This window comes from Streptomyces sp. NPDC012769 (assembly GCF_042901205.1).
GTDB lineage: Bacteria > Actinomycetota > Actinomycetes > Streptomycetales > Streptomycetaceae > Streptomyces.
This window is the reverse complement of sequence record NZ_JBIBCP010000003.1, coordinates 19,952-43,017: the sequence shown is the minus strand read 5'-3', so window position 1 is coordinate 43,017 and position 23,066 is coordinate 19,952. Positions and strand designations below refer to the sequence as shown.

Annotated in this window: 24 protein-coding genes; 14 read left to right on the top strand and 10 right to left on the bottom strand. The window is 74.9% G+C overall.

The genetic code is table 11. The features are described 5' to 3' along the window. Positions 1–149: 149 nt before the first annotated feature. Together ACFY7C_RS15555 and ACFY7C_RS15550 are read left to right on the top strand one after the other, a co-directional pair. The gene (locus ACFY7C_RS15555; RefSeq protein WP_389649664.1) at positions 150–737 is read left to right on the top strand and encodes a TetR/AcrR family transcriptional regulator; all 588 of its coding nucleotides are present in this window, start codon (positions 150–152) and stop codon (positions 735–737) included. Positions 738–832: 95 nt separating this feature from the next. Then, positions 833–2,095: a Cmx/CmrA family chloramphenicol efflux MFS transporter gene (locus tag ACFY7C_RS15550; protein WP_389649661.1), complete on the top strand. Its 1,263-nt coding sequence runs from the start codon at positions 833–835 to the stop codon at positions 2,093–2,095. Here the strand turns inward: ACFY7C_RS15550 and ACFY7C_RS15545 are convergent. Beyond that, positions 2,074–2,403, bottom strand: a complete 330-nt coding sequence (locus tag ACFY7C_RS15545; protein WP_389649658.1) for an ArsR/SmtB family transcription factor — start codon at positions 2,401–2,403, stop codon at positions 2,074–2,076. The genes ACFY7C_RS15550 and ACFY7C_RS15545 overlap by 22 nt on opposite strands. A gap of 215 nt (positions 2,404–2,618) precedes the next feature. Here ACFY7C_RS15545 and ACFY7C_RS15540 point away from each other — a divergent pair, with 215 nt between their 5' ends. The 5 genes from ACFY7C_RS15540 (at position 2,619) to ACFY7C_RS15520 (ending at position 8,675) form a co-directional block, all read left to right on the top strand. Next, positions 2,619–3,500 (top strand): NAD(P)-dependent oxidoreductase, encoded by an 882-nt coding sequence (locus tag ACFY7C_RS15540; protein ID WP_389649655.1) that lies wholly within the window; start codon positions 2,619–2,621, stop codon positions 3,498–3,500. Positions 3,501–3,518: 18 nt separating this feature from the next. Then, positions 3,519–5,024, top strand: coding sequence for an FAD-dependent monooxygenase (locus ACFY7C_RS15535; RefSeq protein WP_389649652.1), 1,506 nt, complete (start codon positions 3,519–3,521; stop codon positions 5,022–5,024). A 107-nt stretch (positions 5,025–5,131) separates the two neighbouring features. Further along, complete coding sequence (locus ACFY7C_RS15530; protein ID WP_389649649.1) at positions 5,132–6,442, top strand: ROK family protein; 1,311 nt, start codon at positions 5,132–5,134, stop codon at positions 6,440–6,442. A 156-nt stretch (positions 6,443–6,598) separates the two neighbouring features. Beyond that, positions 6,599–7,261 (top strand): adenosylcobinamide amidohydrolase, encoded by a 663-nt coding sequence (locus tag ACFY7C_RS15525; protein ID WP_389652654.1) that lies wholly within the window; start codon positions 6,599–6,601, stop codon positions 7,259–7,261. A gap of 55 nt (positions 7,262–7,316) precedes the next feature. Continuing rightward, complete coding sequence (locus tag ACFY7C_RS15520; protein WP_389649646.1) at positions 7,317–8,675, top strand: MerR family transcriptional regulator; 1,359 nt, start codon at positions 7,317–7,319, stop codon at positions 8,673–8,675. A gap of 29 nt (positions 8,676–8,704) precedes the next feature. Here ACFY7C_RS15520 and ACFY7C_RS15515 read toward each other — a convergent pair whose 3' ends face one another. The 3 genes from ACFY7C_RS15515 to ACFY7C_RS15505 form a co-directional block, all read right to left on the bottom strand. Next, positions 8,705–9,286, bottom strand: a complete 582-nt coding sequence (locus tag ACFY7C_RS15515; protein WP_389649643.1) for an RNA polymerase sigma factor — start codon at positions 9,284–9,286, stop codon at positions 8,705–8,707. A gap of 116 nt (positions 9,287–9,402) precedes the next feature. After that, positions 9,403–10,797, bottom strand: coding sequence for a cryptochrome/photolyase family protein (locus tag ACFY7C_RS15510; RefSeq protein WP_389649640.1), 1,395 nt, complete (start codon positions 10,795–10,797; stop codon positions 9,403–9,405). Then, entirely contained in the window at positions 10,794–12,389 is a 1,596-nt protein-coding gene (locus ACFY7C_RS15505) for an SDR family oxidoreductase (protein ID WP_389649637.1), read from the bottom strand. Before ACFY7C_RS15505 ends, ACFY7C_RS15510 begins: the two co-directional genes overlap by 4 nt. Before the next feature lie 241 nt (positions 12,390–12,630). Between ACFY7C_RS15505 and ACFY7C_RS15500 the strand changes: the two genes are divergently transcribed. After that, on the top strand, positions 12,631–13,077 hold the full coding sequence (locus ACFY7C_RS15500; RefSeq protein WP_389649634.1) for a Rieske (2Fe-2S) protein: 447 nt from the start codon (positions 12,631–12,633) through the stop codon (positions 13,075–13,077). On the opposite strand, the gene ACFY7C_RS15495 is transcribed toward ACFY7C_RS15500, so the two are convergent. Continuing rightward, on the bottom strand, positions 13,064–13,771 hold the full coding sequence (locus ACFY7C_RS15495; RefSeq protein WP_389649631.1) for a cysteine hydrolase: 708 nt from the start codon (positions 13,769–13,771) through the stop codon (positions 13,064–13,066). The genes ACFY7C_RS15500 and ACFY7C_RS15495 overlap by 14 nt on opposite strands. 94 nt (positions 13,772–13,865) lie before the next feature. Between ACFY7C_RS15495 and ACFY7C_RS15490 the strand changes: the two genes are divergently transcribed. Then, positions 13,866–14,351, top strand: a complete 486-nt coding sequence (locus tag ACFY7C_RS15490) for a pyridoxamine 5'-phosphate oxidase family protein (RefSeq protein WP_389649629.1) — start codon at positions 13,866–13,868, stop codon at positions 14,349–14,351. Here ACFY7C_RS15490 and ACFY7C_RS15485 read toward each other — a convergent pair. Beyond that, positions 14,348–15,268: a LysR family transcriptional regulator gene (locus ACFY7C_RS15485; protein WP_389649626.1), complete on the bottom strand. Its 921-nt coding sequence runs from the start codon at positions 15,266–15,268 to the stop codon at positions 14,348–14,350. The two genes, ACFY7C_RS15490 and ACFY7C_RS15485, sit on opposite strands and share 4 nt — an antisense overlap. Positions 15,269–15,341: 73 nt before the next feature. On the opposite strand from ACFY7C_RS15485, the gene ACFY7C_RS15480 reads away from it, so the two are divergent. Continuing rightward, positions 15,342–16,328, top strand: a complete 987-nt coding sequence (locus tag ACFY7C_RS15480) for a DMT family transporter (protein ID WP_389649623.1) — start codon at positions 15,342–15,344, stop codon at positions 16,326–16,328. 38 nt (positions 16,329–16,366) lie between these two features. On the opposite strand, the gene ACFY7C_RS15475 is transcribed toward ACFY7C_RS15480, so the two are convergent. Then, positions 16,367–17,698, bottom strand: coding sequence for an aminotransferase class I/II-fold pyridoxal phosphate-dependent enzyme (locus tag ACFY7C_RS15475; protein ID WP_389649620.1), 1,332 nt, complete (start codon positions 17,696–17,698; stop codon positions 16,367–16,369). 35 nt (positions 17,699–17,733) lie between these two features. Between ACFY7C_RS15475 and ACFY7C_RS15470 the strand changes: the two genes are divergently transcribed. Together ACFY7C_RS15470 and ACFY7C_RS15465 are read left to right on the top strand one after the other, a co-directional pair. Beyond that, positions 17,734–18,429: a pyridoxamine 5'-phosphate oxidase family protein gene (locus ACFY7C_RS15470; RefSeq protein ID WP_389649617.1), complete on the top strand. Its 696-nt coding sequence runs from the start codon at positions 17,734–17,736 to the stop codon at positions 18,427–18,429. Positions 18,430–18,439: 10 nt separating this feature from the next. Beyond that, a complete protein-coding gene (locus ACFY7C_RS15465) occupies positions 18,440–19,108 on the top strand; it encodes an FMN-binding negative transcriptional regulator (RefSeq protein ID WP_389649615.1) in 669 nt (222 codons plus the stop codon). On the opposite strand, the gene ACFY7C_RS15460 is transcribed toward ACFY7C_RS15465, so the two are convergent. The 3 genes from ACFY7C_RS15460 to ACFY7C_RS15450 all read right to left on the bottom strand — a co-directional run bounded on the left by ACFY7C_RS15460 (position 19,105) and on the right by ACFY7C_RS15450 (position 22,026). Further along, positions 19,105–20,112: a DMT family transporter gene (locus ACFY7C_RS15460; RefSeq protein WP_389649612.1), complete on the bottom strand. Its 1,008-nt coding sequence runs from the start codon at positions 20,110–20,112 to the stop codon at positions 19,105–19,107. The genes ACFY7C_RS15465 and ACFY7C_RS15460 overlap by 4 nt on opposite strands. 175 nt (positions 20,113–20,287) lie before the next feature. Then, positions 20,288–21,403: a DMT family transporter gene (locus ACFY7C_RS15455; RefSeq protein ID WP_389649609.1), complete on the bottom strand. Its 1,116-nt coding sequence runs from the start codon at positions 21,401–21,403 to the stop codon at positions 20,288–20,290. Positions 21,404–21,426: 23 nt separating this feature from the next. Continuing rightward, complete coding sequence (locus tag ACFY7C_RS15450) at positions 21,427–22,026, bottom strand: Clp protease N-terminal domain-containing protein (RefSeq protein WP_389652651.1); 600 nt, start codon at positions 22,024–22,026, stop codon at positions 21,427–21,429. Positions 22,027–22,294: 268 nt separating this feature from the next. Here ACFY7C_RS15450 and ACFY7C_RS15445 point away from each other — a divergent pair, with 268 nt between their 5' ends. Together ACFY7C_RS15445 and ACFY7C_RS15440 are read left to right on the top strand one after the other, a co-directional pair. Beyond that, a complete protein-coding gene (locus ACFY7C_RS15445) occupies positions 22,295–22,507 on the top strand; it encodes a hypothetical protein (protein ID WP_345490442.1) in 213 nt (70 codons plus the stop codon). Positions 22,508–22,577: 70 nt separating this feature from the next. After that, on the top strand, positions 22,578–23,006 hold the full coding sequence (locus ACFY7C_RS15440; protein WP_389649606.1) for an SRPBCC family protein: 429 nt from the start codon (positions 22,578–22,580) through the stop codon (positions 23,004–23,006). Positions 23,007–23,066 lie beyond the last annotated feature (60 nt).

Below are 23,066 nucleotides of genomic sequence, written 5' to 3'. Positions count from 1 at the left end.
CGTGCCGGACAGACGTACACGAGTCCCCGGTGCAGCGTCCGGGGCACTCGGTGCCGCGTCGACGACCTGAGGTAATCACACCTTCCCGCAGGTCGTCACGCCGCGCCATGGAATTTTAACAATCGTTCCAGAACTGCTAACCTGGCGGCATGTCACCTCGCCCCCGGAGCTTCGACCTCAACCACGCACTGGACGCGGCGATGGCCACGTTCTGGGACAAGGGGTACGCCGGAACGTCGGCCCAGGACCTCGTGGACAGCACGGGCCTCGGCCGCGGCAGCCTCTACAACACCTTCAACAGCAAGCGCGGCCTGTTCGAGGCGGCGCTCCAGCGGTACGACTCCGAGTGGACCAGCCGACTGGTGAGTCTGCTCGAGGAGGGCGACGGGCCGGCCCGCGACCGGATCCGCACGGTCCTGATGAGCGTCGTCGACGAGGAGACGGCGGAGTCGCCCGAGCACCGCGGCTGTCTCGTCGTGAACACCGCGATGGAGATGGCCGGCCAGGATCCGGAGATCACGGAGCATGTGCGCAACACCTTCACCCGGATGCAGACGGCACTGCGTGTCAGCATCGAGCAGGGGCAGCGCGACGGCTCGATGGCACGGAACCAGGAACCCCAGGCGCTCGCGGTCTATCTGCTCAACTCGATGTACGGGCTGAGGGTGCTCGGCAAGGTGAGCGACCGCGCGACCCTGACCTCCCTCGTGGACCAGATCCTGCCGCCCGCTCCCTGACCCCTCCCCCACGGCCGACCCCTGGTCGGCCTTTCTTTCGCGCTTGTTCTGGAACGATGATTCAAAATCTGGCCAAGACCGAAGGAGGAGCGGCGATGCCCGTCGCCGTCTATGTGCTCGGCCTGAGCGTCTTCTGCATCGGGACCACCGAGTTCATGATCTCCGGGCTGCTGCCCGAACTCTCCCGGGACCTCTCGGTCTCGGTGCCCGCCGTGGGCTGGCTGATCTCCGGCTACGCCCTGGGCGTGGTCATCGGCGGCCCGGCCCTCACCGTCGCGACCCTCCGCGTCAACCGCAAGGCCTCGCTGGTCGGTCTGCTGCTCCTGTTCGTGCTCGGCCAGACCATGGGCGCGCTCGCCCCGGGTTACGGCGTGCTGATGGCCGGCCGGGTCATCGCCGCGCTCGCCCAGGGCGCGTTCTTCGGCATCGGGTCCGTGGTGGCCGTCGAGCTCGCGGGCCCCGAGCGCCGCGGCCGCGCGCTGGCCATCATGTTCGCCGGGCTGACCGTGGCCAATGTCCTCGGCGTCCCGGCCGGCACGTTCCTCAGCCAGCACGCCGGCTGGCGGGCCAGCTTCTGGGCGGTGGACGCGCTGGCGGTGCTCGCCCTGCTCGGCGTCCTCTTCCTGGTGCCGCGCCGGCCGAACGGCCCGTACGCCGGAGTGCGAGCGGAGCTCTCCGCCTTCCGCAACCCCCGGGTGTGGGTGGCGCTTTCTACCTCGATGCTCACCCAGGCGGCGATCTTCTGCTGCTTCAGTTATCTGTCCAAGCTCTTCACCGACGTCGGCGGCTTCTCCGAGTCGGCGGTGCCGGTGCTGCTGACCCAGTTCGGCGTGGGCTGCTTCGCGGGCAGCGTCGTCGGCGGCCGGTTCGCCGACCGCCGTCCGCTGCTCAACCTGTACGTGGGGATCGGCGCGATGGCGCTGGTGCTGGCCCTGCTGACGGTGACCGCCCACAGCAGGGCGGCCACGGTGGTGGCGGTCCTGGCCTTCGGTCTGGCCGCCTTCTCCATCAACCCGGCGCTCCAGGCGCAGGTGATGCGCGAGGCCGGCAGCGCGCCGACGCTCGCCGCCACCACCAACACCTCGGCCTTCAACCTGGGCAACACGATCGGCCCCTGGGTCGGCGGCAGCGTGATCGGCGCGGGCCTCGGCTACACGGCGCCCGTCTGGTCCGGGGCGCTGCTCGCGGTCGCCGGTCTCGGCACGGCGCTGGTGTCGGGACTGCTGCACCGGCGGGCGGTGGCCATGGGTGACGCGCCCGGGACGCCGAAGGCACCGCTGCCCGACCCGGCGACCACCCCGGCGCCGACCGCGGCCCGGGCCCCCGCCGCGCGGCATCAGGAGGCCGGCACGCCGTGACCGCCCTCCAGGCTGAGCAGATTGCCGAGCAGACCGGGGAAGCGCTGCTCGAACTCCGGCCGGAGCCGCAGCAGCATGCCCGTCCCCGTACTGCGCTGGAGGATCAGTCCCGCCTCGCGGAGCACCTTCCAGTGGTACGAGCGGGTGGACTTGGCGCCCGGCACGTCCAGGGTCGTGCAGGCGACCTCGGCGTCCGGCGTCCGGGCCAGCCGGACCACCACACCACGGCGGTGCCGGTCGGCCAACGCCGCGTACACCGCGTCGAGTTCGACGGCCTCCAGCGCGGGGTGGAACAGCTCGACGGGCATCACGGGGCCTCTCGTCGTCGGACAGGTGACATACCCGCGGGAACGCGTTGTGGGCACCCGCGGGACCTGCCTAAGGTAAACCGGTACGAAAATTTTCGAACCACCCGCGGCCCCTCGGCGGCGCGCCCCGGACGACCCACGCGTCCGGTCCGCCGCGCCGCTCCCCCGCCGCGCCGCCCACGCGTACACCCGAACCACCCTCTAGGAGTCCGGACATGACCTCCGCACAGCCGGTCATCGCAGTCCTCGGCACCGGCATCATCGGCGCCCCCGTCGCCCGCAACCTCGCCGCGTCCGGCCTGACGGTCCGCGCCTGGAACCGCACCCGCGCCAAGGCCGAGGCGCTCGCCGCCGACGGCGTCCAGGTCGCCGACAGCCCGGCCGAGGCCGTGGACGGCGCCGATGTCGTCCTCACCGTCCTCAACGACGGCCCCCGCGTCCTGGAGGCCGTCCGGGCGGCCGCCCCGAAGCTGGCACGGGGCACCGTCTGGGTCCAGATCAGCACCGTGGGCGAGGTCGTCGACGAGCTCGCCGCCTTCGCCGACGAGGCCGGACTCGTCTTCGTCGACGCGCCCGTCCAGGGCTCGCGCCAGCCGGCCGAACTGGGCAAGCTCGTGGTCCTGGCCGCGGCCCCCGAGAGCGTGCGCCCCACCGTCCAGCCGCTGTTCGACACCATCGGCTCGCGGACCGTCTGGGTCGGCGAGGACGGCACGAGCGGCGCGGCCAGCCGTCTCAAGCTGGTCCTGAACACCTGGGTGGGCGCCCTCACCCACGGCGTGGGCGAGGCCCTCTCGCTCGCCGACCGGCTCGGCGTCGACCCCCGGCACTTCGTGGACGTCGTCTCCGGCGGCCCCATGGACAGCGGCTTCTTCCAGGGCAAGTCCGCCGCGATCCTCGGGCAGGACTGGACCCCGCAGTTCTCCGTCGACAACTCCGAGAAGGACGCCCGGCTCGTCCTGGAGGCCGCCGAGCGCGTCGGCGTCCGGCTCGACGCCACCGAGGCCGGCCACCGCCGCTTCCAGCGGGCCGCCCGGCTCGGCCACGGCGACAAGGACATGGCCGCCGGCTGGTTCGCCAGCTTCGACGCCGACGCGTAAGGACACCGGACGCCCGCCATGCTTAACGAACGCACGACCGTCCTCGTCGTCGGCGGCGGCCCGGTGGGCCTGCTGCTGGCGGGCGAGCTGGCCCTGCAGAACGTCGACACGATCGTGCTGGAACAGCACGACCGCGTCCGTGACACCCCGCGCGCCGGCACCCTGCACGCCCGCAGCGTGCAGTCCCTGCTGCGCCGGGGCGTCCTGCGGCTGCCCCGGCCCGGCCGGCTCGACCTGTGGCAGCGCACCGGCTTCCACTTCGCCGGGCTGCCGCTCCTGACGATCACCAGCCCCACGGCCGAAGGGCCGCCGATCCTAGACCAGCCGCAGTCCTCCCTGGAAGAGGCCTTCGAGGCCCGGGCCCGCGCGCTGGGCGCCGAGATACGCCGGGGCCCGCGCGTGCACCGGCTGACCGAGCACCCCGACCGGGTGGAGGTCGAGGTGCTCACCGGGGACGGTACCGCCCGCACGCTGGAAGCGGACTACGTCGTGGGCTGCGACGGGGCGCGCAGCACCGTGCGGGAGCAGGCGGGCATCCCGGTCACCACCACGGAGCCGTCCTTCAGCGGGGTGATCGGCCTGGTGCGGCTGGTCGACCCGGCCGGCGCGCCCGGCGGCTGGGCGCGCGGCCCCGAGGGCTCGACGCTGATCAACGTCAACCCACGCGGCCCGAGCCGGGTGCTGACCCATGACTTCAGCCGCCCGTTCCCCGACCGCGGACAGCCGGTGACGCTCCGGGAGCTGAGCACGACCGCCGCCCGCGTGCTCGGCCGGGAGCTGCCGATGCGGGACCTGACGTACGGCTCGCGCTTCAGCGACTTCACCCGGGTCGCGGACACCTACCGCTCCCCGGGCCCCGGCCGCGTCCTGCTGGCCGGGGACGCGGCGCACGTCCACGCCCCGCTGGGCGGCCAGGGCCTCAACACCGGCCTCCAGGACGCCTTCAACCTGGGCTGGAAGCTCGGTCTCGTCGCGCGCGGCGACGCCCCCGCCGACCTCCTGGACACCTACACCCACGAGCGGCGGGCGGTGGCGCTGGCCGTGGTCGCCAACACCCGCGCGCAGGCCGCGCTCATGGACCCGCGCCCCGAACAGGAGCCGCTGCGCGCCTACTTCGGGCGCCTGATGGAGGTGCCGGAGGCACGGGCGGCGACCGCAGGCGAGATCAGCGGCCAGAGCATTCACTACCCCCGGCCGGGCACCGACCCCCTGACCGGCGCCTTCCTTCCCAACCACACGTTCAAGACCGAGGACGGGCCGCGCACCACGGCCGAGCTCCTGGAGGACGCCACTCCCCTGCTCCTGCTCGCCCCGGACGTGACGACCGTCCCGGCCGACCTCCCGGACCGCTGGGCCGGCCGCCTGCGGACCGTACGGGTCCTGGACGCCGACGGCACCGCGCCGCCCTGGCACGCGGTGCTGTGCAGGCCGGACGGCTATCTGGCCTGGGCCGCGACGGAGACGGAGCCGGACCCGGCCGAGCTCGTCACGGAGCTGACGCGCTGGCTGGGCGCCGCCGTCTGACGAGGAGCCGCTTAATTCAGGATGTGACTTAAACATCGAGGGAAGGGCGGGTCGCGCCCTTCCCCGGGTGTATCTTGCAGTTCGGACGCTGACGAACTGGGGGTACGGTGCGAGCGACGAGTGGCCGTACGGTACGTGATCTACGGCGGGAGAACCGGGCCGCGGTGCTGCGGCGGCTGTACTTCGACGGGCCGATGAGCCGGCTCTCGCTCGGGCCGGCGACCGGGCTGAGTTCGGGCTCGGTCAGCAACGTGGTCGCCGAGCTGGTCGCCGAGGGCCTCGTCGAGGAGGCCGGCAGCGTCGACTCCGCCGGCGGCAGGCCCCGTACGCTGCTGCGGGTCACTCCCGGCAGCGGCTGCATGATCGGCGTCGACGTCGGCGAGACCCGCGTCAGGGTCGAGCTGTTCGACCTCACCCTCACCGAACTCGCCCGCACCGAACGCCCCTTGCCCGCCACCGGGCCCCGCACCAGCCGCTACGACGTCGACCTCGTCGTCGCCCAGGTCCACGACGGCATCGCCGAGGTGCTCCGTACCACCGGCACCGCTCCGGACCGGCTCCTCGGCGTCGGGGTCGGCGTCCCCGGCATCGTCGCCCACACCCCCGTCGAGGGCGCCGTCGTCCACGGCCAGACCATCGGCTGGGACGCCGTCCCCCTCGAACGCCTCCTGCGCGACACCGTCGGGCTGCCGCCCAGCGTGCCCTTCTGGATCGACAACGGCGCCCGCACCCTCGGCCAGGCCGAGCTGTGGTTCGGCGCCGGACGCGGCGCCCAGAGCGCCGTCTTCGTCCTCTTCGGCTCCGGCGTCGGCGCCTGCGTCGCCACCGACCCCCACGGGCCCGGCCGCGCGCTCGAGTTCGGCCACCTCACCGTCCATGTCGACGGCCGTCGCTGCCGCTGCGGATCCCACGGCTGCCTGGAGGCCTACGCGGGCGCCGAAGCGCTCCTCGAACGGTGGCGCGAGGCGGGCGGCCGGCCGCCCGCCGACGCCGACGAGGAGACCGCACTCACCGCCATGCTGGCAGCCGCGCACCCGGCCCATCCCGACACCGCGCCGGACCCGGCGGCGCTCTCCGTCCTGGAGGACACCGCCGAATACCTCGGCGCCGGCCTCGCCGACCTCATCAACCTCTTCCAGCCCGAGCGCATCCTCATCGGCGGCTGGGCCGGCCTCCAGCTCGGCCGGCACATCCTCGACACCGTCCGCCGGCACGCCGACCGCTACGCCCTGCGCCACCCCGCGGCCCGCGTCACCATCGACCTCGGCACCCTCGGCCCCGACGCCGTGACCGTCGGCGCCGCGATCCTCCCCCTCGCCGACTTCTTCACCCGCGGCGGCCGCCGCGCCGAGCCGGAGCCGGTGGTCGAGGAGCAGCCCGCGTGGACGACGACGGTACGGGACCGGGCCGCGAACTGAGGGGCGAGGCGCCGACGGTACGGGACCGGCGCACTGCTCGGTGCGGCCGGAGCGTTAGGGTGCGGGGTGCTTCTGCGACCTGCCGGACCCGCCGGCCTTCCCGGCCCCACGGCCCTCACCGGCCCCGTCCCCGAACCCGTTCCCGCCACACCGGCGCTGGCCGACGCCGTCCTGCTCGGGCACGAGGAGGACGGCCGCCGCTGGCCGCTCCTGGTGTGGGCGCCGGCCCCCGGCACCCGCATGGTGTCGAGCGCCGTCCTCGGCGGCGGGATCGGCGAGCGCGGCTGGGTGGTCAACGCCCAGGTGCCGCCGGGGTACGCCCGCCTCGACCCGGTCGCCCATCTGCGGGACCTGGCCGCGCGGGCCGGCCTCGACGGCGCCGGGGTGGGCCTGATGACGGCGGCCCCGGTCGCCGACCGCCGCTTCGCCGCCGACGGCGGTGCCGAGGCCGTGGTCACGGCCGGCATCGGGGTACGCGGCTGGGCGGCGGCCCCGGACGAGGGCGAGGGCGGCCGGGTCGGCCCGCCACGCCCCGGCACCGTCAACATCATCGTCTCGCTCCCGGTTCCGCTCACGGACGCGGCCCTCGTCAACGCCGTCACCACGGCCACCGAGGCCAAGGTCCAGGCGCTGGTGAAACTCGGCGCCGACGCGTCCGGCACCCCCACCGACGCGGTCTGCGTCGCCTGCCCGGGCACCGGCGACACCGCCCCCGAACCCTTCGCCGGCCCGCGCTCCCTCTGGGGCGCCCGGCTGGCCCGCGCCGTGCACCGGGCGACCCGGGAGGCGTGCGCGGCGGCGCTCACCCGGGGCGACTGACGCACGGCACGCACGGCGCACGCCGCGCATCGTTCGTGCGTCGTAAGGTGGCCACATGTCCGGTGCGACCCCTGACCCGACCGGCTACGGCATCACGACGGGCGCCGTGGCGCGGCACCTGGGCGTCTCGCCGACCACGGTGCGCTCCTGGGACCGGCGCTACGGCATCGGCCCGGCCGCCCGCGCGCACGGCGGCCACCGCCGCTGGATGCCACGGGACGTCGCCGTCCTGGAGCAGATGTGCCGCCTGACCGCCTCGGGCGTCCCGCCCGCCGAGGCCGCCCGAGCGGCACTCGCGTCCCGGCGCGACGAGGCGACGGAGGAGCACTCCGCTGCGGTGACCGTGCCGGAAGGCGAGCCGGAGCGGGACGGATCCGGCGCAGCGCCGGTGGCCTCCCCGGGCCCCGCACTCGGCGGGACGACGGCCTGGGCGGCGGCCGGGGCGAGGACCGGTCCGGCGCCGGACCCGGCGCTCCGGGAGCGGTCCGCCGCAGCGGGCCCGCCAGGAGGCCCCGCGGCCGTACCGGGCCCCGGACCAGGTCCCGGGCTCGGCTCCGCCGCCGGTACGACGGCCGTACCGGAAGACGAGCCCGTACGGCAGCGGACCGCCACGGCATCGGAACCGGCGGCCGGTCCCGCGCCCGCCCCCGCCCCCGCCCCCGCCCCCGCCCCCGCCGCAGGGTCGGAACCCGGACCGGCAGCGGGTGCGGTGGCCGGATCGGCGCCCGGGTCGGCGGCGCGCGCGGTGCCCGGTGGGCTGCGTCAGGTGTCCCGCGGGCTGGCCCGCGCCGCCGCGCGGCTCGACGGGCCGGCCATGGAGCGCCTCCTCGGGGAGGTCGTCGCCGCGCACGGCCCGGTGACCGCCTGGGAGGAGGTGATGGCACCGGCCCTGCATGTCGTGGGCCGCGCCTGGGCCTCCGCCGGCGACCGTTTCGTCGAGGTGGAGCACCTGCTCTCCTGGCACGTGTCCACGGCCCTCCGGCGGGCCCCCGGCGCCGCGCCCCCGGCCGGCACGGCTCCGCCCGTGCTCCTCGCCTGCACGCCGGCCGAGCAGCACACCCTCCCGCTGGAGGCCCTGGCGGCGGCACTCGCCGAACGCCGCCTTCCGACCCGCGTCTTCGGCGCCGGCGTCCCCCCGGAGGCCCTGGACGCCGCCGTCCGCCGCTCCGGTCCGGCCGCCGTGGTCCTCTGGTCGCAGTCCCGCTCGACCGCCCACCCGGCGCTGGCCCGCCAGGTCGCCACGACGGCCTTCGGCCTGCGGGGCGCCCGTACGACGCCCCTGGTCGTGCTCGCGGGCCCCGGCTGGACCGGCCGTGCGCCCGCCGTCGGCATGCCCCACCCCGGAGGACTGCGCGAGGCCCTGACGCTGCTGTCCCGGCTGTACGAGGATTCCGCCCGGCCCGCGAGCGGCTGAGCCGCGGGGGCCGACGGTCCGGCCGTGTCTCAGCCGGCGGGGGCGGCGCCGGTCAACTCCAGGTTCCGGCGCAGGCTTCGCAGGCCCCGGCGTGCGTGGCTCTTCACCGTGCCGAGCGGCAGGCCCGTGCGGTCGGCGATCTGCGTGTGGGTCAGGTCGCCGTAGAAGGCCAGCGCCAGGACGTCGCGCTGGACGCGCGGGAGGCGGGCCAGTTCCCGGGTCACCAGCACGCGGTCCAGGACGCGGTCGTGGCCGTGGTCGGCCTCGGCGTCCGGTCGCGGGGCGACGGCGGCCGCGATCTCGCGGCGCCGGGTCCGGTCGGCGAGCGCGTCGGCGGTCTTGTGGCGGGTGATGCCCAGCAGCCAGGCGGGCACGGTGCCCCGCTCGGGGCGGAACCCGGCCCGGCCGCGCCACGCGGCGACGAAGACCTGCTGGGCGACGTCCTCGGCCTCGCGCGGATCGCCCAGAACGCGCGCCGCGAGTGTCTGCACGAGGCCGCCCCAGCGGTGGTGCGCCTCGGTGAGACAGCGCTCGTCGCCCCGCGCGATGCCACGGCCGACCTCCTCGTCCGAGAGGTCAAGGGGATGCGGGAGATCCGAGAGTGTGGTCATGACGGCTCCTTCGCCCGACGGCCACCCGGGGACGGGCGGTGCGTTCCGCGATGCCTTCCGGCACACCCCAGCCTCGACCCGGCGAACGAGTCCGTTCCACTCGCATCGGTTGTGCATCACTCCTCTGGAGCGAGCAGCCCTTCCCGTGCGGCGCGGAACCGCGCGAGGCCGTCCGCGAGCCCGATCACCGGCTCCGGGTAGTCCAGCGCCGCCCGGTCGGGCCCGGTGAGCCGCCACGGCTCGTGCACCTCGGGCGCCCCCAGCCCGGCGAGCTCGGGGACCCAGCGCCGTACGTACGCGCCCTCCGGGTCGTACCGCCGGCCCTGCCGGACCGGATTGAGCACCCGGTTCGGCCTGGTGTCCGTCCCCGTCCCGGCCACCCACTGCCAGTTGAGCTGGTTGTTCGCCAGGTCGCCGTCCACCAGCAGGTCCAGGAAGTGGCGGGCGCCCGCGCGCCAGTCCACGTACAGCGTCTTGGTCAGGAACGAGGCGGCGACCAGCCGCCCGCGGTTGTGCATCCAGCCCTCGTGGGCGAGTTGCCGCATCGCCGCGTCCACCAGCGGGTAGCCGGTCCTGCCCTCGCGCCAGGCCGCCAGGTCCGCCTCGGCCCCCGGCCCGCGCCGCCACCGGTCGTGGCGAGGCCGGTAGTCATCGGTCGCGGCGCGGGGCCGGGCGGCCAGCACCTGGTGGTGGAAGTCCCGCCAGCACAGCTGCCGCACGAACGCCTCGGCGCCGGGCCCGCCCCGCCCGCGCGCCCGGTGCACCGCCTCGACGGCGGAGACGGTGCCGAAGTGCAGATGCGGCGAGAGGCGCGAGGTGGCATCGCCCGCGAGGTCGTCGTGCCGCTCCTCGTACGCGTCGGCGTGCCGCGCCAGCCAGGACCCGAGCCGCTTGCGGCCCTCCGTCTCGCCGCCGGCCGCGAGGCCCCGGGACACGCCCGGCACGGCCGACCGCGAGGGCGGCTCCGCGGAGCGGACCGCGCTCGGCACCCGTACCGCCCGGGGCGCCGCGAGGGGCGCGCGGAGGGGTTCGGCGACCCAGCGCCGGAAGTAGGGGGTGAAGACGGCGAAGTGGTCGGAGCCCTGAGGGGCGAGGTCTCCGGGCGGTACGGCGGTGATCACGCCGTCGTGGACGTGCAGCCGGCACCGCTCCGCCTCCAGCGCGCGGCGCAGCCGCTCCTCGCGCACGCGGGCGAAGGCCGAGCAGCCGGCCGCCATGTGCACCTCGTCGGCCCCGGCCTCCCGGACCACGGCGCACACCTCGGCCACCGTGTCCCCGTCACGAAGGACCAGCCGGCCGCCGCGCCCGCGCAGGGCGCGGTCGAGGTCGGCGAGGCAGTCGGCGAGGAACGCCAGCCGGTTGGGCGCGGCGAAGCCGGCGCGGTCGACGGCCGGGTCCCGGACGAAGAGCGGCACGACGTCGCGTCCGCCGGTGGTGGCGGCGCGCAGCGGCGGATGGTCGTGGACGCGGAGGTCCGAGGTGAACAGGACGACGGCGGCGGGGCCGTTCACGACCTCACTCCCTGCCCCTGCCCCTGATCCCGCTCCTGCTCCTGCTCCTGCTCCTTCGCCTGTCCCTGCCCCTGCCCCTGCGCTTCCGCCCGCGCCGCCTTCTCCGCGGTCCGCGCGATGTTCCGCGCCATGCCGCCGAAGACGACCGCGTGGAAGGGGGACACGCTCCACCAGTACAGCTGTCCCGCGAGCCCGCGCGGATGGAACAGCGCGCGCTGGTGGTAGCGCGTGCGGCCGGCGTCGTCGCGTTCGGCGCGCATCTCCAGCCAGGCGAGGCCCGGGAGCCGCATCTCGGCGCGCAGCCGGAGCAGCCGACCGCGTTCGATCTCCTCGACGCGCCAGAAGTCGAGCGCGTCGCCGACCCGCAGGCGCTGGGCGTCCCGGCGTCCGCGGCGCAGGCCGACACCGCCGACGAGCCGGTCGAGCCAGCCCCGTACCGCCCAGGCGAGGGGGAAGGAGTACCAGCCGTTCTCGCCGCCCACACCCTCGATGACCCGCCACAGCCGGGCGGGGTCGGTGTCGACCGTGCGGCTGCGTTCGTCCGCGTACAGGCTGCCGCCCGCCCAGTCCGGGTCGGTGGGCAGCGGATCGCTGGGGGCTCCGGGCAGCGAGGCGGAGGACCATCGGGTCGTGACCTGCGCGTCCTGCACCCGCTGGAGGGCGAGTTCGAGCGCCCGGTCGAAGGGGAGGGCGCCGCCCGGCGGGTCGGGGACGAACGCGCGGATGTCGTGTTCGGCGCACACCACCTCGTACCGCAGGGACTCGGCCAGCGGTCGGGCGAGGGAGGCGGGCACGGGGGTGACGAGTCCGATCCACTGGCTCGACAGGCGCGGGGTGAGCATGGGGACGGACACGATGAGCCGCCGCGGGAGGCGGGCGACGGCCGCGTACCGGATCATCATCTCCCGGTAGGTGAGGATGTCCGGCCCGCCGATGTCGAAGCTCCGGTTGACCTCCGGCGCCATCGCGGCGCTGCCGACCAGACAGCGCAGCACGTCACGCACCGCGATCGGCTGCACCCGTGTGCCCACCCAGCTCGGGGTGACCATCACCGGCAGCCGTTCGGTCAGATAGCGCAGCATCTCGAAGGACGCCGAGCCGGAGCCGATGACGACGGCCGCCTTGAGGACGGTGGTCGGGACGCCGGAGTCGAGCAGGATCCGGCCGACCTCGGCGCGGGACCGCAGGTGGGGCGAGAGCCGCTCTTCGGGCACGTCGCGCGGGGTGAGGCCGCCGAGGTAGACGATGCGCCGCAGCCCCGCCCGCCGCGCTTCGGCGGCGAAGGTGCGGGCGGCGCGCCGGTCGGTCTCCTCGAAGCGGGTGCCGGAGCCCATCGAGTGGACGAGGTAGTAGCCGATGTCGGCGCCGTCGAGGGCCGGCCGCAGGCTTTCGGCGTCGGTGACGTCGCCGCGGACGATCTCGACGCGGTCCGCCCACGGGTGGTCCTGGAGGTGGGCCGGGGTCCTGGCGAGGCAGCGCACCCGGTATCCGGCGTCGAGGAGCTCGGGGACGAGCCGCCCTCCGATGTAGCCGCCCGCGCCGGTGACCAGGCAGAGGGCTCCGGCGGTGTCGCCGCGCTGGGGTGGGGCCATGGCCGCTCGGCCTCCTTCGTGAACGTGTACGTGTATGCGTCCGCGGGCGGGGCGGGACGGGACGGGCGGGGTCGAGTCCCGTCCGTGTCTTCGTCCCCCGTTTGCCCTTCTCTCCCTTCCGTGTTTCCCCTTCTGTCGCTCTGTCGGATGCGCCGTTCCGGTTTTCATGGCGCGCAGGTGGTTCCATCCGCCACCATGGCGCGCGTACGGGCGGGACTCCGGTGATCCGAAAGGGTGCGGTATGAGCGGTGTGGGGCGCAGGTCGGTCGTCGCGGCGGCGAGCGGGGCGGGGCTGGTGGCGGCTCTCGCCGCCTGCGGCGGGAACGCGCAGGACGGCAAGGAGGCCTCGGGCGGAGGAGATGCGTCCGGTGGAGGGGGCGCGTCCGAAGGTACGGGCCAGGAGGCGCCGCTCGCGCGCACCGCTGAGGTCCCGGTGGGCGGCGGCAAGGTGCTCGCCGACCGGGGGGTGGTCGTCACCCAGCCGAAGGCGGGCGAGTTCAAGGCGTACTCGTCGCGCTGCCCCCACCAGGGGTGTCATGTCGGCAGCGTGGCCGATGGGATCATCGTCTGTCCCTGCCACCAGAGCCGCTTCGACGCCACGGACGGCAGCGTGAAGAAGGGGCCGGCGACCCAGCCCCTGGAGCCGGTCCCGATCGAGGTGATCGGGGACGCGATCAGGCTCGGCTGACCCGGCGGGGGGTCTTCCAGCAGCCGAGGACCTCGTCGGTGGTCGTCACGGTGGCGACCAGGGCGAGGGTGTGGCGGATCATCGCGGGCGGGTAGTCGGCCGGCACTCCCGCGATGGCGTCGCCGGGCACGACGACGGTGTAGCCGAGGTTGACGGCGTCGAAGACGGCGTTGGGGATCGCCACGTTGGCGGAGACGCCGGTGACGACCAGGTTCAGGCAGCCGAGGTTGCGCAGCAGCGCGTCCACGTCGGTGCCGGCGATCGGCGAGAGGCCGTGCAGGCGGCGCACCACGAGGTCCTGCTCGGCCACCTCGATCGGTGCGGCGACGCGCACGGCGGCGCTTCCGCTGTGCTGCTGCACGGGGAGCCGGGCGGCGGCGCGGAAGAGGCGGGCGTTGCGGTTGGCGCCGCGCCCGTCGGGCCGGCGCTCGGCGACGGCGTGCAGGACCTGCACTCCGGCCTCGTGCGCGGCGGCGACCAGCCGGGCGACATTGCGCAGGGCGCCCGTGGAGCGGGCGGCGGCGGCGAGCTCGGGCAGGGCGCCGTCCTCGCCCACGACGCCCTCCTGGCATTCGACGGTGAGCAGCACGGTCTCGTCGGGGGTGAGCTGTTCCCTGAGCCGCTCCCTGAGCCGTTCCCGCTGCCTCACGGTGTCCTCCTGCCTCACGGTGTCCTCCTCGCTGTCGCCCGTCATGGCGGCATCTCGCCTCGCGGCGGCACCTTGCACCACGGCCGCGGAGCCCCCATGATTTCTGACACACCATCAGAAATCCAGAAGGGTGCGGACGATGACCGTCGCACAGCGCCGTGGACGCCGGATCATGATGACCCCGGCCGAGCTCGACACCTTCCTCACCGAACAGCGCACCTGCCGGGTGGCGACCGTCTCCGCCGACGGGCGCCCGCACGTCAGCGCCCTCTGGTTCGTCTGGGACGGCACCTCGCTGTGGCTCTACTCCCTCACCCGGAGCCGCCGTTGGGCCGAACTGCGGGCCCGGCCGCACATCGCGGTCGTGGTGGACGACGGCGAGGAGTACGGCGAGCTGCGCGGGGTGGAGCTCTCGGGCACCGTGGAATTCGTGGGCGAGGCACCGCGCACCGGTGAGGCCTGTCCCGAACTGGACGCCCCCGAGCGGCTCTTCGCCGCCAAGAACTTCGGCCTCGACAGCATGCCCCACGACGGGCGGCACGCATGGCTGCGCCTCACCCCGGACGCCGTGGCCTCCTGGGACTTCCGCAAGATGGGCTCCCCGCAGCCTCCCGCCGAGGGCTAAGGAGCCCCCGGCCGGTCCTGCCCGGCGGCTCCCGCCTCCCGCAGGGCGTCGACCACCGCACGGATGGACGGCCGACGCCCGGCATCCGTGCGCCAGGTGGCGTAGATGTGCCGCCGAACCGCCTGCCGTACGGGTACGAAGGAGACGCCGTCCATCGTCGCCGGCCGGCCGAGACGGGGGGCGACGCAGATGCCGAGGCCGGCGGCGACGAGGGCGAGCTGGGTGTGGTGGTCGCCGGCGACATGGGCGATCCGGGGTTCGACGCCCTTGGAGCGGAGGGTGAACATCAGCCAGTCGTGGCAGAACTCACCCGCGGGCCAGGACACCCACTCCTCCCCCGCGAAGTCCTCCAGGTCCACCGTCGCGCTCCCGGCCAGCGGATGGTCGCAGGGCAGGGCGACGTCGGCGGAGTCGTCGAGCAGATGGGCCCGTTCGAGCCCGGCCGGAACGGGGGCCCGCTTGTTGCTCCAGTCCAGGACGACGGCCAGGTCGCTGTCCCCGCGCAGCACCTCGCGCACGCCCAGGTCCGGTTCCCACTCGGCCGTGTGCACCCTCAGTTCCGGGTGGGCGGCGCGCAGGGCCCGGATGGCGGTGGGGAACAGGCCGCGCATCGCCGTGGGGAAGGCGGCGATGCGCACCTCGCCGACCACCTGGCCGCGCTGCGCCTCGATGTCCGCCTGGGCGAGCTGGACCTGGGACAGGATCCGGGAGGCGTGCTCGGCGAGCAGCAGCCCCGCGTCGGTGAGCCGGACCCCCCGCCCGCTCCTGGCCAGCAGCTGCTGGCCGACCTCCCGCTCCAGCTTCGACAGCTGCTGCGAGACGGCCGAGGTCGTGACGTGCAGCCCTTCGGCGGCGGCGCTCACCGAGCCGTGCCGGGCGACGGCGTCCAGGGTCCGCAGGCGCTCCAGATTCAACATGTTAGCGATTCTACGAGAAGACCCTCACGAACTCTCGCTTGTGCTACGAAGTGCGCTCGGCCACCCTGAGGGCATGAACTGGCGCATCCGCTTCGGTGTCCTGGCCCTGATCTGGGGCTTCAGCTTCCTCCTCATCAAGGTCGGCACGGACGGTTTCGCCCCGTTCCAGGTCACCTTCGGCCGTCTCCTCTTCGGTACGGCGGTGCTCGCGGTGGCCCTCGGCGTGAAGCGCGACCGGCTGCCGCGAGGCGCCCGCACCTGGGGCCACCTGGCGGTGGCGGCCTTCCTCCTCAACGCCCTGCCGTTCTCCCTCTTCTCGTACGCCGAGCTGACGATCCCCTCGACGCTCGCCGGCATCTGCAACGCCACGACCCCGCTGTGGGGCATGGCCCTGTCGCTCGTCGCGCTCTCCGAGGACCGCCCGACGCGGGTGCGCGCCGCCGGGCTCGGCATCGGCTTCGTCGGCGTCCTGACCGTGCTCGGCGCGTGGCAGGGCTTCTCGGGCCTCGACGTCACGGGCACGGCGCTGGCCCTGCTCGCCTCGTTCAGCTACGCGGTCGGCTGGATCTACGTCCGCCGCACACTGACCGGCACCGGCGCCTCGAACCTCTCGCTCGCGACCGGCCAGGTCGGCCTCGCGACCCTCCAACTCGCGTTGGTCACACCTCTGTTCACGAGCCTCCCGGACCGCGTCGAGATCGTCCCCCTCCTCGCGGTCGTCGCCCTCGGGGCGCTGGGCACGGGCTGGGCGATGCTACTCCAGTACGGCGTGGTCGCGGAGGTCGGTCCGACGACGGCGTCCATGGTCACGTACTTCATCCCGGTCATCGCCACGGCCGCCGGGGTCGCCCTGCTCGGCGAGCAGCTGGCGTGGAACACCCCGGTGGGCGCCCTGATCGTCCTGGCGGGCGCGGCCCTGACCCAGACCCGCGCCCCGAGCCGCCGGACTGCCGCCACGGCCACGTCCCCCACCCGTACGCCTGCCCCTGCCCCTCCCCCCGCCGCCGTCGCCGAAGGACCACTGGGGAGCCGCAGCGAGGAGGGCGTCGTCCGGACGTAAGCCCTCGCCGTGACCCGCCGGGCGCGACGCCCCGGCCGTCAGCCGTAGCTGCGGGCCGGCGCCGGGCCTGCCGCGTACGCGACGGCGTCGGCGAGCGGTTCGATGTCGCCCCGCGTGATCCCCGAGACCGTCACGCGGATCGCCGGGCCCGCGTCCATCCGGAACCGGGCCCCGGGGGCGACCGCCCATCCCGCCGCCAGGAGCCGGGCGACGGCCCCGGTCTCGTCGGCGACCGGCACCCACACGTTCATGCCGCTGCGTCCGTGCGCCTCCACCCCGCGCCGGGCGAGCGCGCGGACCAGACCGTCGCGGCGCGCCCCGTACGAGGCGGCCACGACCGCCGGGTCGACGGCCCCGGTGGTCCACAGATGGACCACGGCCCGCTGGAGCAGCCGGCTGACCCAGCCGGGGCCGAGCCGCTGGCGTCCGAGGACCCGGTCGACGGTCTCCGGATCCCCGGTGAAGGCGGCGATCCGCAGGTCGGGGCCCCACGCCTTGGCCACGGAGCGTACGAAGACCCATCTGCCCCGCCCGTCGGCGAGCGGGTGCAGCGGCTGCGCGACGATGCCGTGCCCGTGGTCGTCCTCGATCAGCAGCACGTCCGGGTGGCCGTCGAGGACCGCCCGCAGTTCGGCGGCGCGCCCGGCCGTGACGCAGGCGCCGGTCGGGTTCTGGGCCCGGTCGGTGACGATCACCGCCCGCGCCCCGGCCCGCAGCGCCCGCGCCACGGCGCCGGGCAGCGGCCCTTCGTCGTCGACGGCGACCGGCACGGGCCGCAGTCCGAGCGCCGGTACGAGGTCGAGGAGGCTGCCCCAGCCGGGGTCCTCGACGGCGACGGCGTCGCCCGGCTTGAGGTGGGCGGCCAGCACCCGCTCGACGGCGTCGAGGGAGCCGGACGCGACACCGACGGGCCCGGCCGGGACCCCGCCCTCGTCGAAGGCGGTCCGCGCGAGCCGCGCGAACTCCTCGTCGACGGGCGCCTCCCCGTACATGGGGGGCCGCTCGGCGTACTCGCGCGCGACCTCGGCGAGGACCGCCCCGAGCGACGGCAGCACGGCGGGGTCCGGGCTGCCGTTGCTCACGTCCCGGACGCCCTCCGGAGCCTCGACCCGGATGGAGCCGCGGGCCGTCGTGGCGGGCGCGGGGCGCACCCGACTGCCGCGCCGGCCGTCCGTCTCGATCACCCCGCGCTCGCGCAGGGTGCGGTAGGCGGCCGCGACGGTGTTGGGGTTCACTCCGAGTGATGCCGCCAACTCCCTCATGGGCGGAAGCAGTTGCCCCGGCGTGAGCCGACCGGAGCCCACCCCCCGCTCCACGCTGGCGGCGATCTCCGATGCGCGACGACCTTCGATCCGATACTCTCCTAGCACAAAGCCAAGTATGCACTAGTGCAATAGGAGACGCAATGACGGACGCGAGGGTCACCGACACCGACTCCGCGAGGACGGGCTACGAGCCCACCGAGCGGACCGTCCCCACCCGGTCCCGCGAGCGGGCCTCGTACGACCGCGAGCTGGTCCACTCGATACTCGACGAGGCCTACGTCTGCCACCTCGGCTTCGTCCGCGACGGCGCGCCCGTCGTCCTGCCCACCCTCTACGGCCGGGTCGGCGAGCGCCTCTACGTGCACGGCTCGACCGGCTCCCGGCCGCTGCGGACGGCCGGTCGCGGCGAGACGGCGCCCGGTCTGCCGGTCTGCCTCACGGTGACCCACGTGGACGGCCTGGTGCTGGCCAGGTCCGCCTTCCACCACTCGCTCAACTACCGCTCGGTCGTGGTGCACGGCACCGCCCACCAGGTCACCGACCCCGAGGAGCTGCGCACCGCGCTCGACGCGCTGGTCGAGCAGGTCGTCCCCGGCCGCGCCGCCGACTCCCGTCCCGGCAACGCCAAGGAGCTCGCCGCGACCGCCGTCCTGCGCCTCGACCTCACCGAGGTCTCGGCCAAGGTCCGCACCGGCGGGCCCAACGACGATCCGGAGGACGCCGCGCTCCCCCACTGGTCCGGGGTGATCCCGGTCCAGCGGGGTTACGGCACTCCGGTCCCGGCCGCCGACCTGGACCCGTCGATCGCCCTGCCCGACTACCTCGCCGCCCTCTGAGGACCCGACCGTGCTGATCCACCCCTGGGACGCGCCCCACGACGAGCGCGAGTGGCGGAGCTGGCTGGCCGCCCACGACTTCGGGCAGCTCGCGGTCAACGGCGGCCCCGGCGAGCCGCCGTGGGTGCAGCCGACGCACTTCCGGTACGAGGCCGAGCCCGGCCCGTACGGTCAGGCGATCGCCCATCTGGCGCGTCCCAACCCGCTCTGGGGCGATCTGGAGCGGAACCCGACCGTGCTGCTGAGCGTGGTCGACGACTACGTCTTCGTCCCGGGCCCTTGGGCGGCCCCCGCGGGAGCCCCGTCCGAGCACGGCACCCCCACCTCGTACTACGCGGCCGTCCAGCTGCGCTGCACCGCGCACGTGGTCGACGATCCCGAGGAGAAGGCCGCCCTGCTCGACCGGCAGGTCGCCCACTTCCAGCCGGAGGGCGGCACCGCCCCGGTGCGCGCGGGCGAGGCCCCCTTCGGGCGGTTGCTGCCCGGCATCCGCGTGCTGCGCCTGGAGGTGACCGACGTACGGGCCAAGTTCAAGTACGCGGGCAACAAGCCGCGGGACGTCCAGGACCGGGTGGCCGCCCACCTCGCCGACCGCGCCGGCCCCGGCGACGCGGCAGCCCTGTCCCACCAGTCCCGCCGCCGCACCACGGCCCCGAACGTGGACCGTCCAGTCCTCTAGACCGTCACCGCCTCCGCCTCCGTCCCCGTCACGGCCTCCGTCTCGCGCCTGCGTTCCGCCGCCGTGCGGGTCTCGGCGAGGGCGAGCCCCGCGACGGCGACGAGCAGGAGCAGGGTGCCGGCGAGGGTCGTCGCGGTGAGGGTCTCGCCGAGGAGGGCGACCGCGACGACCGCCGCGCTCACCGGCTCCAGGAGCATGATCACCGAGACGGTCGCGGCGCGGACCACGGCCGCCCCGGCGAAGTACAGGGCGTAGGCGAGCGCGGTCGGGACGGCGGCCACGTAGACGAGCAGGACGAGCAGCCGCGCCGGGGCGTCGGTGTGCGGCAGGAGCCCTTCGATCGCGGCGATCGGCAGCAGGCCGACCGCTCCGACGGCGAAGGACCAGGTGGTGGTGGACAGCGCGTCCGCGCCGCCGCCGTCGCGGCCGAGCCATCGGGTGAGCAGGGTGATCGCCGCGTATCCGGCGGCGGACACCACCGCGAGGACGATGCCGAACGGCCGGACGTCGGCGCCTCCGCCGCCGAGGACGAGGACCCCCAGCCCGGCGAGCGCCCCGGCGACGGCGGCGGCTCCGCCGGCTCCGATCCGCTCGCCCATGAGCACCCGGGCGCCGACCGCGATGAGCACGGGTCCGGCGCCGAGGGTGACGACGGTGCCGACCGCGAGACCGGTGGCCTCGACCGCGGCGAAGTAGGTGCTCTGGAAGACGGTCAGGCCGATCCCCGTACCGAGGATGCGGACGAGCCGCCGCCGACGCGGCTCGGCTGTCGCGGCGGTCGCGGCGGGCGTGGCGGTCCGTGACCCCCGGCGCAGCGCGAGCACGCCCAGGAGCAGGGCGAGCCCGCCGACGCAGCGCCAGAAGGAGAGGGCGAGGGGGCCCATGCCGCTGGCCCGGAAGACCAGGGACGCGGCGGCGCCGGCCGTGCCCCAGGCGATTCCGGCGACGATCAGGTAGGTGAGGCTCCGCCCGGTGGACAGGGCGGAACCAGGAGTGTTCGACACGTGTGTTCTCCGCGTGAAGACGGGATGGGTGGTCGCTTCGCTCCGGCGCGGGCGGGCAGCGACGAACCGCTCGGGGGCCCTGTGCGGGCCGCCGAGTCCGGTCTTCGTCAGCGGAAGGTGCCGCCCGCGCTAGGCGGCGGGAGGCGGAAGAACGGTCGAGTGCATGATCGTCACCCTACGAGGTGGTCCGTCGGCCCGACAACCCGGCCTCCTCCGACACCGGCGACGAGCCGCTCCCGGCGGCCCCGCCGTCCGCCGGACCGCCGGCCGGGCCGTCGGCGGACCCACCCGCCGAGCCGTCGTCCGAGCCGGCTGCCGCCGCGCCGGCCACCGTCGCGGCCACCGATCCGCCCACCGACCCGGCGACCGGCTCGTCCCCCGTCGCCTTGGGGGTCGAGGACTGGGCGATGAAGGCGCCGACGAGGACCACGGCGCCGCCGATGATCTGCGGCGCGGCAAGGTGCTCGCCGAGCAGCACCCAGGCGAGCACGGTCGCGATGACCGCCTCCAGGCAGGCCACGACACCCGCGACCTGCGGGGAGAGCCGGCGCACCGAGACGACACCGGTGACGTACGCGAGGACGGTGGCGATCAGGACGATCCAGCCGAGCAGCAGCCAGGCGGGGGCGGCGGTGCCGTCGAGGTCGGCGTGGCCGGCGAGGACGGACCAGTCCATGCCCCACGGGCGGGCGACGACGGTGAGCACGAGGGCGCCGACGAGGAGGCCGTACGCGATGACGCCGAGCGGGTCGACGGGTTCGGCCTCGGTGCTGCCCTGGTCGGACAGGACGAAGTAGCCGACCTGGCAGCAGGCGGCGCCGAGCGCGAGGAGCAGGCCGAGCAGGTCGAAGCTCAGCCCGGACCAGACCTGGACGACACAGGCGAGGCCGCCGACGGCGAGGACGACACCGAGGGCGGCGGCGCGGGTCACCGGCCGGCGCTGGACGAATCGGACCCAGCCGAGGACCAGGGCGGGGGCGAGATATTCGATGAGCAGGGCGACGCCGACCGGGATCCGGGAGATGGAGGCGAAATAACAGGCCTGGACGCCCGCGACGGCGAGCAGTCCGAAGCCGGCGAGCAGGGCGGGCTTGCGGCGCACCAGGTCGCGGTGGCGCCAGGCCAAGGGCAGCATGACGAGCGCGGCGCCGGCCACCCTGAGCCACACCACGTGCAGCGGGTCGAGTCCCGCCTCGATGAGCGGCTTGGCCGCGACACCTGAACCACCGAATGCGAAGGCCGAGGCCAGGGCGAGTCCCAGGCCGGCGCTTCTCCCCTGAGACGCGTGCATCGGGCCATCATGACAGGAGCCGGTCAGGAGCGTGAACCCCGTGACACCTGTTGAGACGGCTCCCCGATCCGGGCCGCGAGAGCGGCCCCGTCGACCCCGGCCCGGCGCAGCACCTCGGCGGCCCGGTTGTCCGGATCGGCGGCGAGTGCCGCCAGCAGATCGAGGCCCCGGGCCCGGCGGTCGCCCCGCCGCGCGGCCCGCTCGAAGGCGCCCGCGAGGGCGGCGGCGGCCGCGGGCGACCAGTCGGCGCCGTCATTCCCGGCCGCACCCCGCAGCACGGGCAGGGCGGAGCCGGTGTCCTCGACGGAGCGCTGCCAGCGCAGCCCGTAGCCGATGGAGCGCTGGACGAGATAGCCGAGGATCCGGGCCAGCCGGTGGTCGTCCTCGAAGGCCGCGGCGGCCTCGGCGTCGGTCTCGACGAGGGAGTGCAGGAGGTGCGCGGTGTCGATCTGCCGGTCGCCGTCACGCAGGGCCCGGCGCCGGGCGCCCGCCACCACCGCCATGAGCTCCGGCGTCAGGACGTTCTCGAGTTCCGCTCCGCGTGCCGCGGGCGATGGCCGCGGCGCCCGGGGGGCGAGGGCGTGCGCGGACGACCGTACGGGACGGGGCGACCGGACAGGCAGGGGCGAGGAGGCGGGACGGGTCGACGAGGCGGGATCGCGCGGGGCGGAGGCCGGAGGGACGGAAGGCTGCACCCTTCCACCTCATCAGCCCGTGAGCGCGCGAACATCCCCGGCGAGGAGCATGTGCGCATCCCACCGGAGTCGGGTACGGGCGAGCGGTTCCTCCTCCTTGCGGATGAGATCGTGCGACATCGCCTCCCGGGGCGCGCGCCGCCTTGATCTGCGCCCCGTTCGCAACCACAGGCCCGCCCCGCATCGTCCTTCAGGCATGTTCTGGATGGTGGCCCTGCTCGCGCTCGACGGGCGGCAGTACGTCTACCGCGTGTACGCACCGCGGGAGGCGCTGCCGGCCGATCTGTTCTGGGCCGCCTTCCACTGCCACGACGAGAGCGGCGGACCGCGCGCCTCCGACTGGTTCGACTCCGCGCAGATCTGGTGGATCGACGGAGAGACCGCAGAACTGACGGTTCATCAGTATTGAATGTTCACGGCCCTGCGGCTACGTTCCGCGACACCGAAGGCCCGACTGGTACGCGTGAAGGGGTGGTCCCATGGCCGAAGTCAGCGCGGAGGCACGGATCGAGGCACCGGCCGAGAAGGTGTGGGCGCGGCTCACCGACTTCGGCTCGTACGGGGAGTGGAACGCCACCCACACGAACTTCCCGAACGGCGGCCCGGCCGACCTGGAGACCGGTGCCACCTTCGCGGAGAACATGAAGCTCATGGGCTTCCCCGCCGAGGTGACCTGGACGGTGGAGGAGCTGGAGACCGCCCGGGTGTTCGCGATCCGGGGCAAGGGACCGATGGGTGTGGTCGTCGGCACGCGCTATTCGCTCACCCCCGACGGCGCCGCCACCACCGTACGGATCGACGGGGAGTTCACGGGTGCGGCCGTCTCCCTGATGGCGGGCAAGCTCAGGGACTCGGCGACGGCGGCGCTGACCGAGTCGCTGCGCAAGCTCGCCGGCCTGGTCTCCTGACGGCCGCGCTCCGTACGGCGAGGGGCCCCGCGGCGGATCGCCGCGGGGCCCTCGTCTCGC

What these genes read in the sequence shown, in the direction of transcription:
- ACFY7C_RS15555 (WP_389649664.1), top strand. Translation starts at nt 150, where the DNA reads ATGTCACCTCGCCCCCGGAGCTTCGACCTCAACCACGCACTGGACGCG.
- ACFY7C_RS15550 (WP_389649661.1), top strand. Translation starts at nt 833, where the DNA reads ATGCCCGTCGCCGTCTATGTGCTCGGCCTGAGCGTCTTCTGCATCGGG.
- ACFY7C_RS15545 (WP_389649658.1), bottom strand. Translation starts at nt 2,403, where the DNA reads ATGCCCGTCGAGCTGTTCCACCCCGCGCTGGAGGCCGTCGAACTCGAC.
- ACFY7C_RS15540 (WP_389649655.1), top strand. Translation starts at nt 2,619, where the DNA reads ATGACCTCCGCACAGCCGGTCATCGCAGTCCTCGGCACCGGCATCATC.
- ACFY7C_RS15535 (WP_389649652.1), top strand. Translation starts at nt 3,519, where the DNA reads ATGCTTAACGAACGCACGACCGTCCTCGTCGTCGGCGGCGGCCCGGTG.
- ACFY7C_RS15520 (WP_389649646.1), top strand. Translation starts at nt 7,317, where the DNA reads ATGTCCGGTGCGACCCCTGACCCGACCGGCTACGGCATCACGACGGGC.
- ACFY7C_RS15515 (WP_389649643.1), bottom strand. Translation starts at nt 9,286, where the DNA reads ATGACCACACTCTCGGATCTCCCGCATCCCCTTGACCTCTCGGACGAG.
- ACFY7C_RS15505 (WP_389649637.1), bottom strand. Translation starts at nt 12,389, where the DNA reads ATGGCCCCACCCCAGCGCGGCGACACCGCCGGAGCCCTCTGCCTGGTC.
- ACFY7C_RS15500 (WP_389649634.1), top strand. Translation starts at nt 12,631, where the DNA reads ATGAGCGGTGTGGGGCGCAGGTCGGTCGTCGCGGCGGCGAGCGGGGCG.
- ACFY7C_RS15495 (WP_389649631.1), bottom strand. Translation starts at nt 13,771, where the DNA reads ATGACGGGCGACAGCGAGGAGGACACCGTGAGGCAGGAGGACACCGTG.
- ACFY7C_RS15490 (WP_389649629.1), top strand. Translation starts at nt 13,866, where the DNA reads ATGACCGTCGCACAGCGCCGTGGACGCCGGATCATGATGACCCCGGCC.
- ACFY7C_RS15485 (WP_389649626.1), bottom strand. Translation starts at nt 15,268, where the DNA reads ATGTTGAATCTGGAGCGCCTGCGGACCCTGGACGCCGTCGCCCGGCAC.
- ACFY7C_RS15480 (WP_389649623.1), top strand. Translation starts at nt 15,342, where the DNA reads ATGAACTGGCGCATCCGCTTCGGTGTCCTGGCCCTGATCTGGGGCTTC.
- ACFY7C_RS15470 (WP_389649617.1), top strand. Translation starts at nt 17,734, where the DNA reads ATGACGGACGCGAGGGTCACCGACACCGACTCCGCGAGGACGGGCTAC.
- ACFY7C_RS15455 (WP_389649609.1), bottom strand. Translation starts at nt 21,403, where the DNA reads ATGCACGCGTCTCAGGGGAGAAGCGCCGGCCTGGGACTCGCCCTGGCC.
- ACFY7C_RS15445 (WP_345490442.1), top strand. Translation starts at nt 22,295, where the DNA reads ATGTTCTGGATGGTGGCCCTGCTCGCGCTCGACGGGCGGCAGTACGTC.
- ACFY7C_RS15440 (WP_389649606.1), top strand. Translation starts at nt 22,578, where the DNA reads ATGGCCGAAGTCAGCGCGGAGGCACGGATCGAGGCACCGGCCGAGAAG.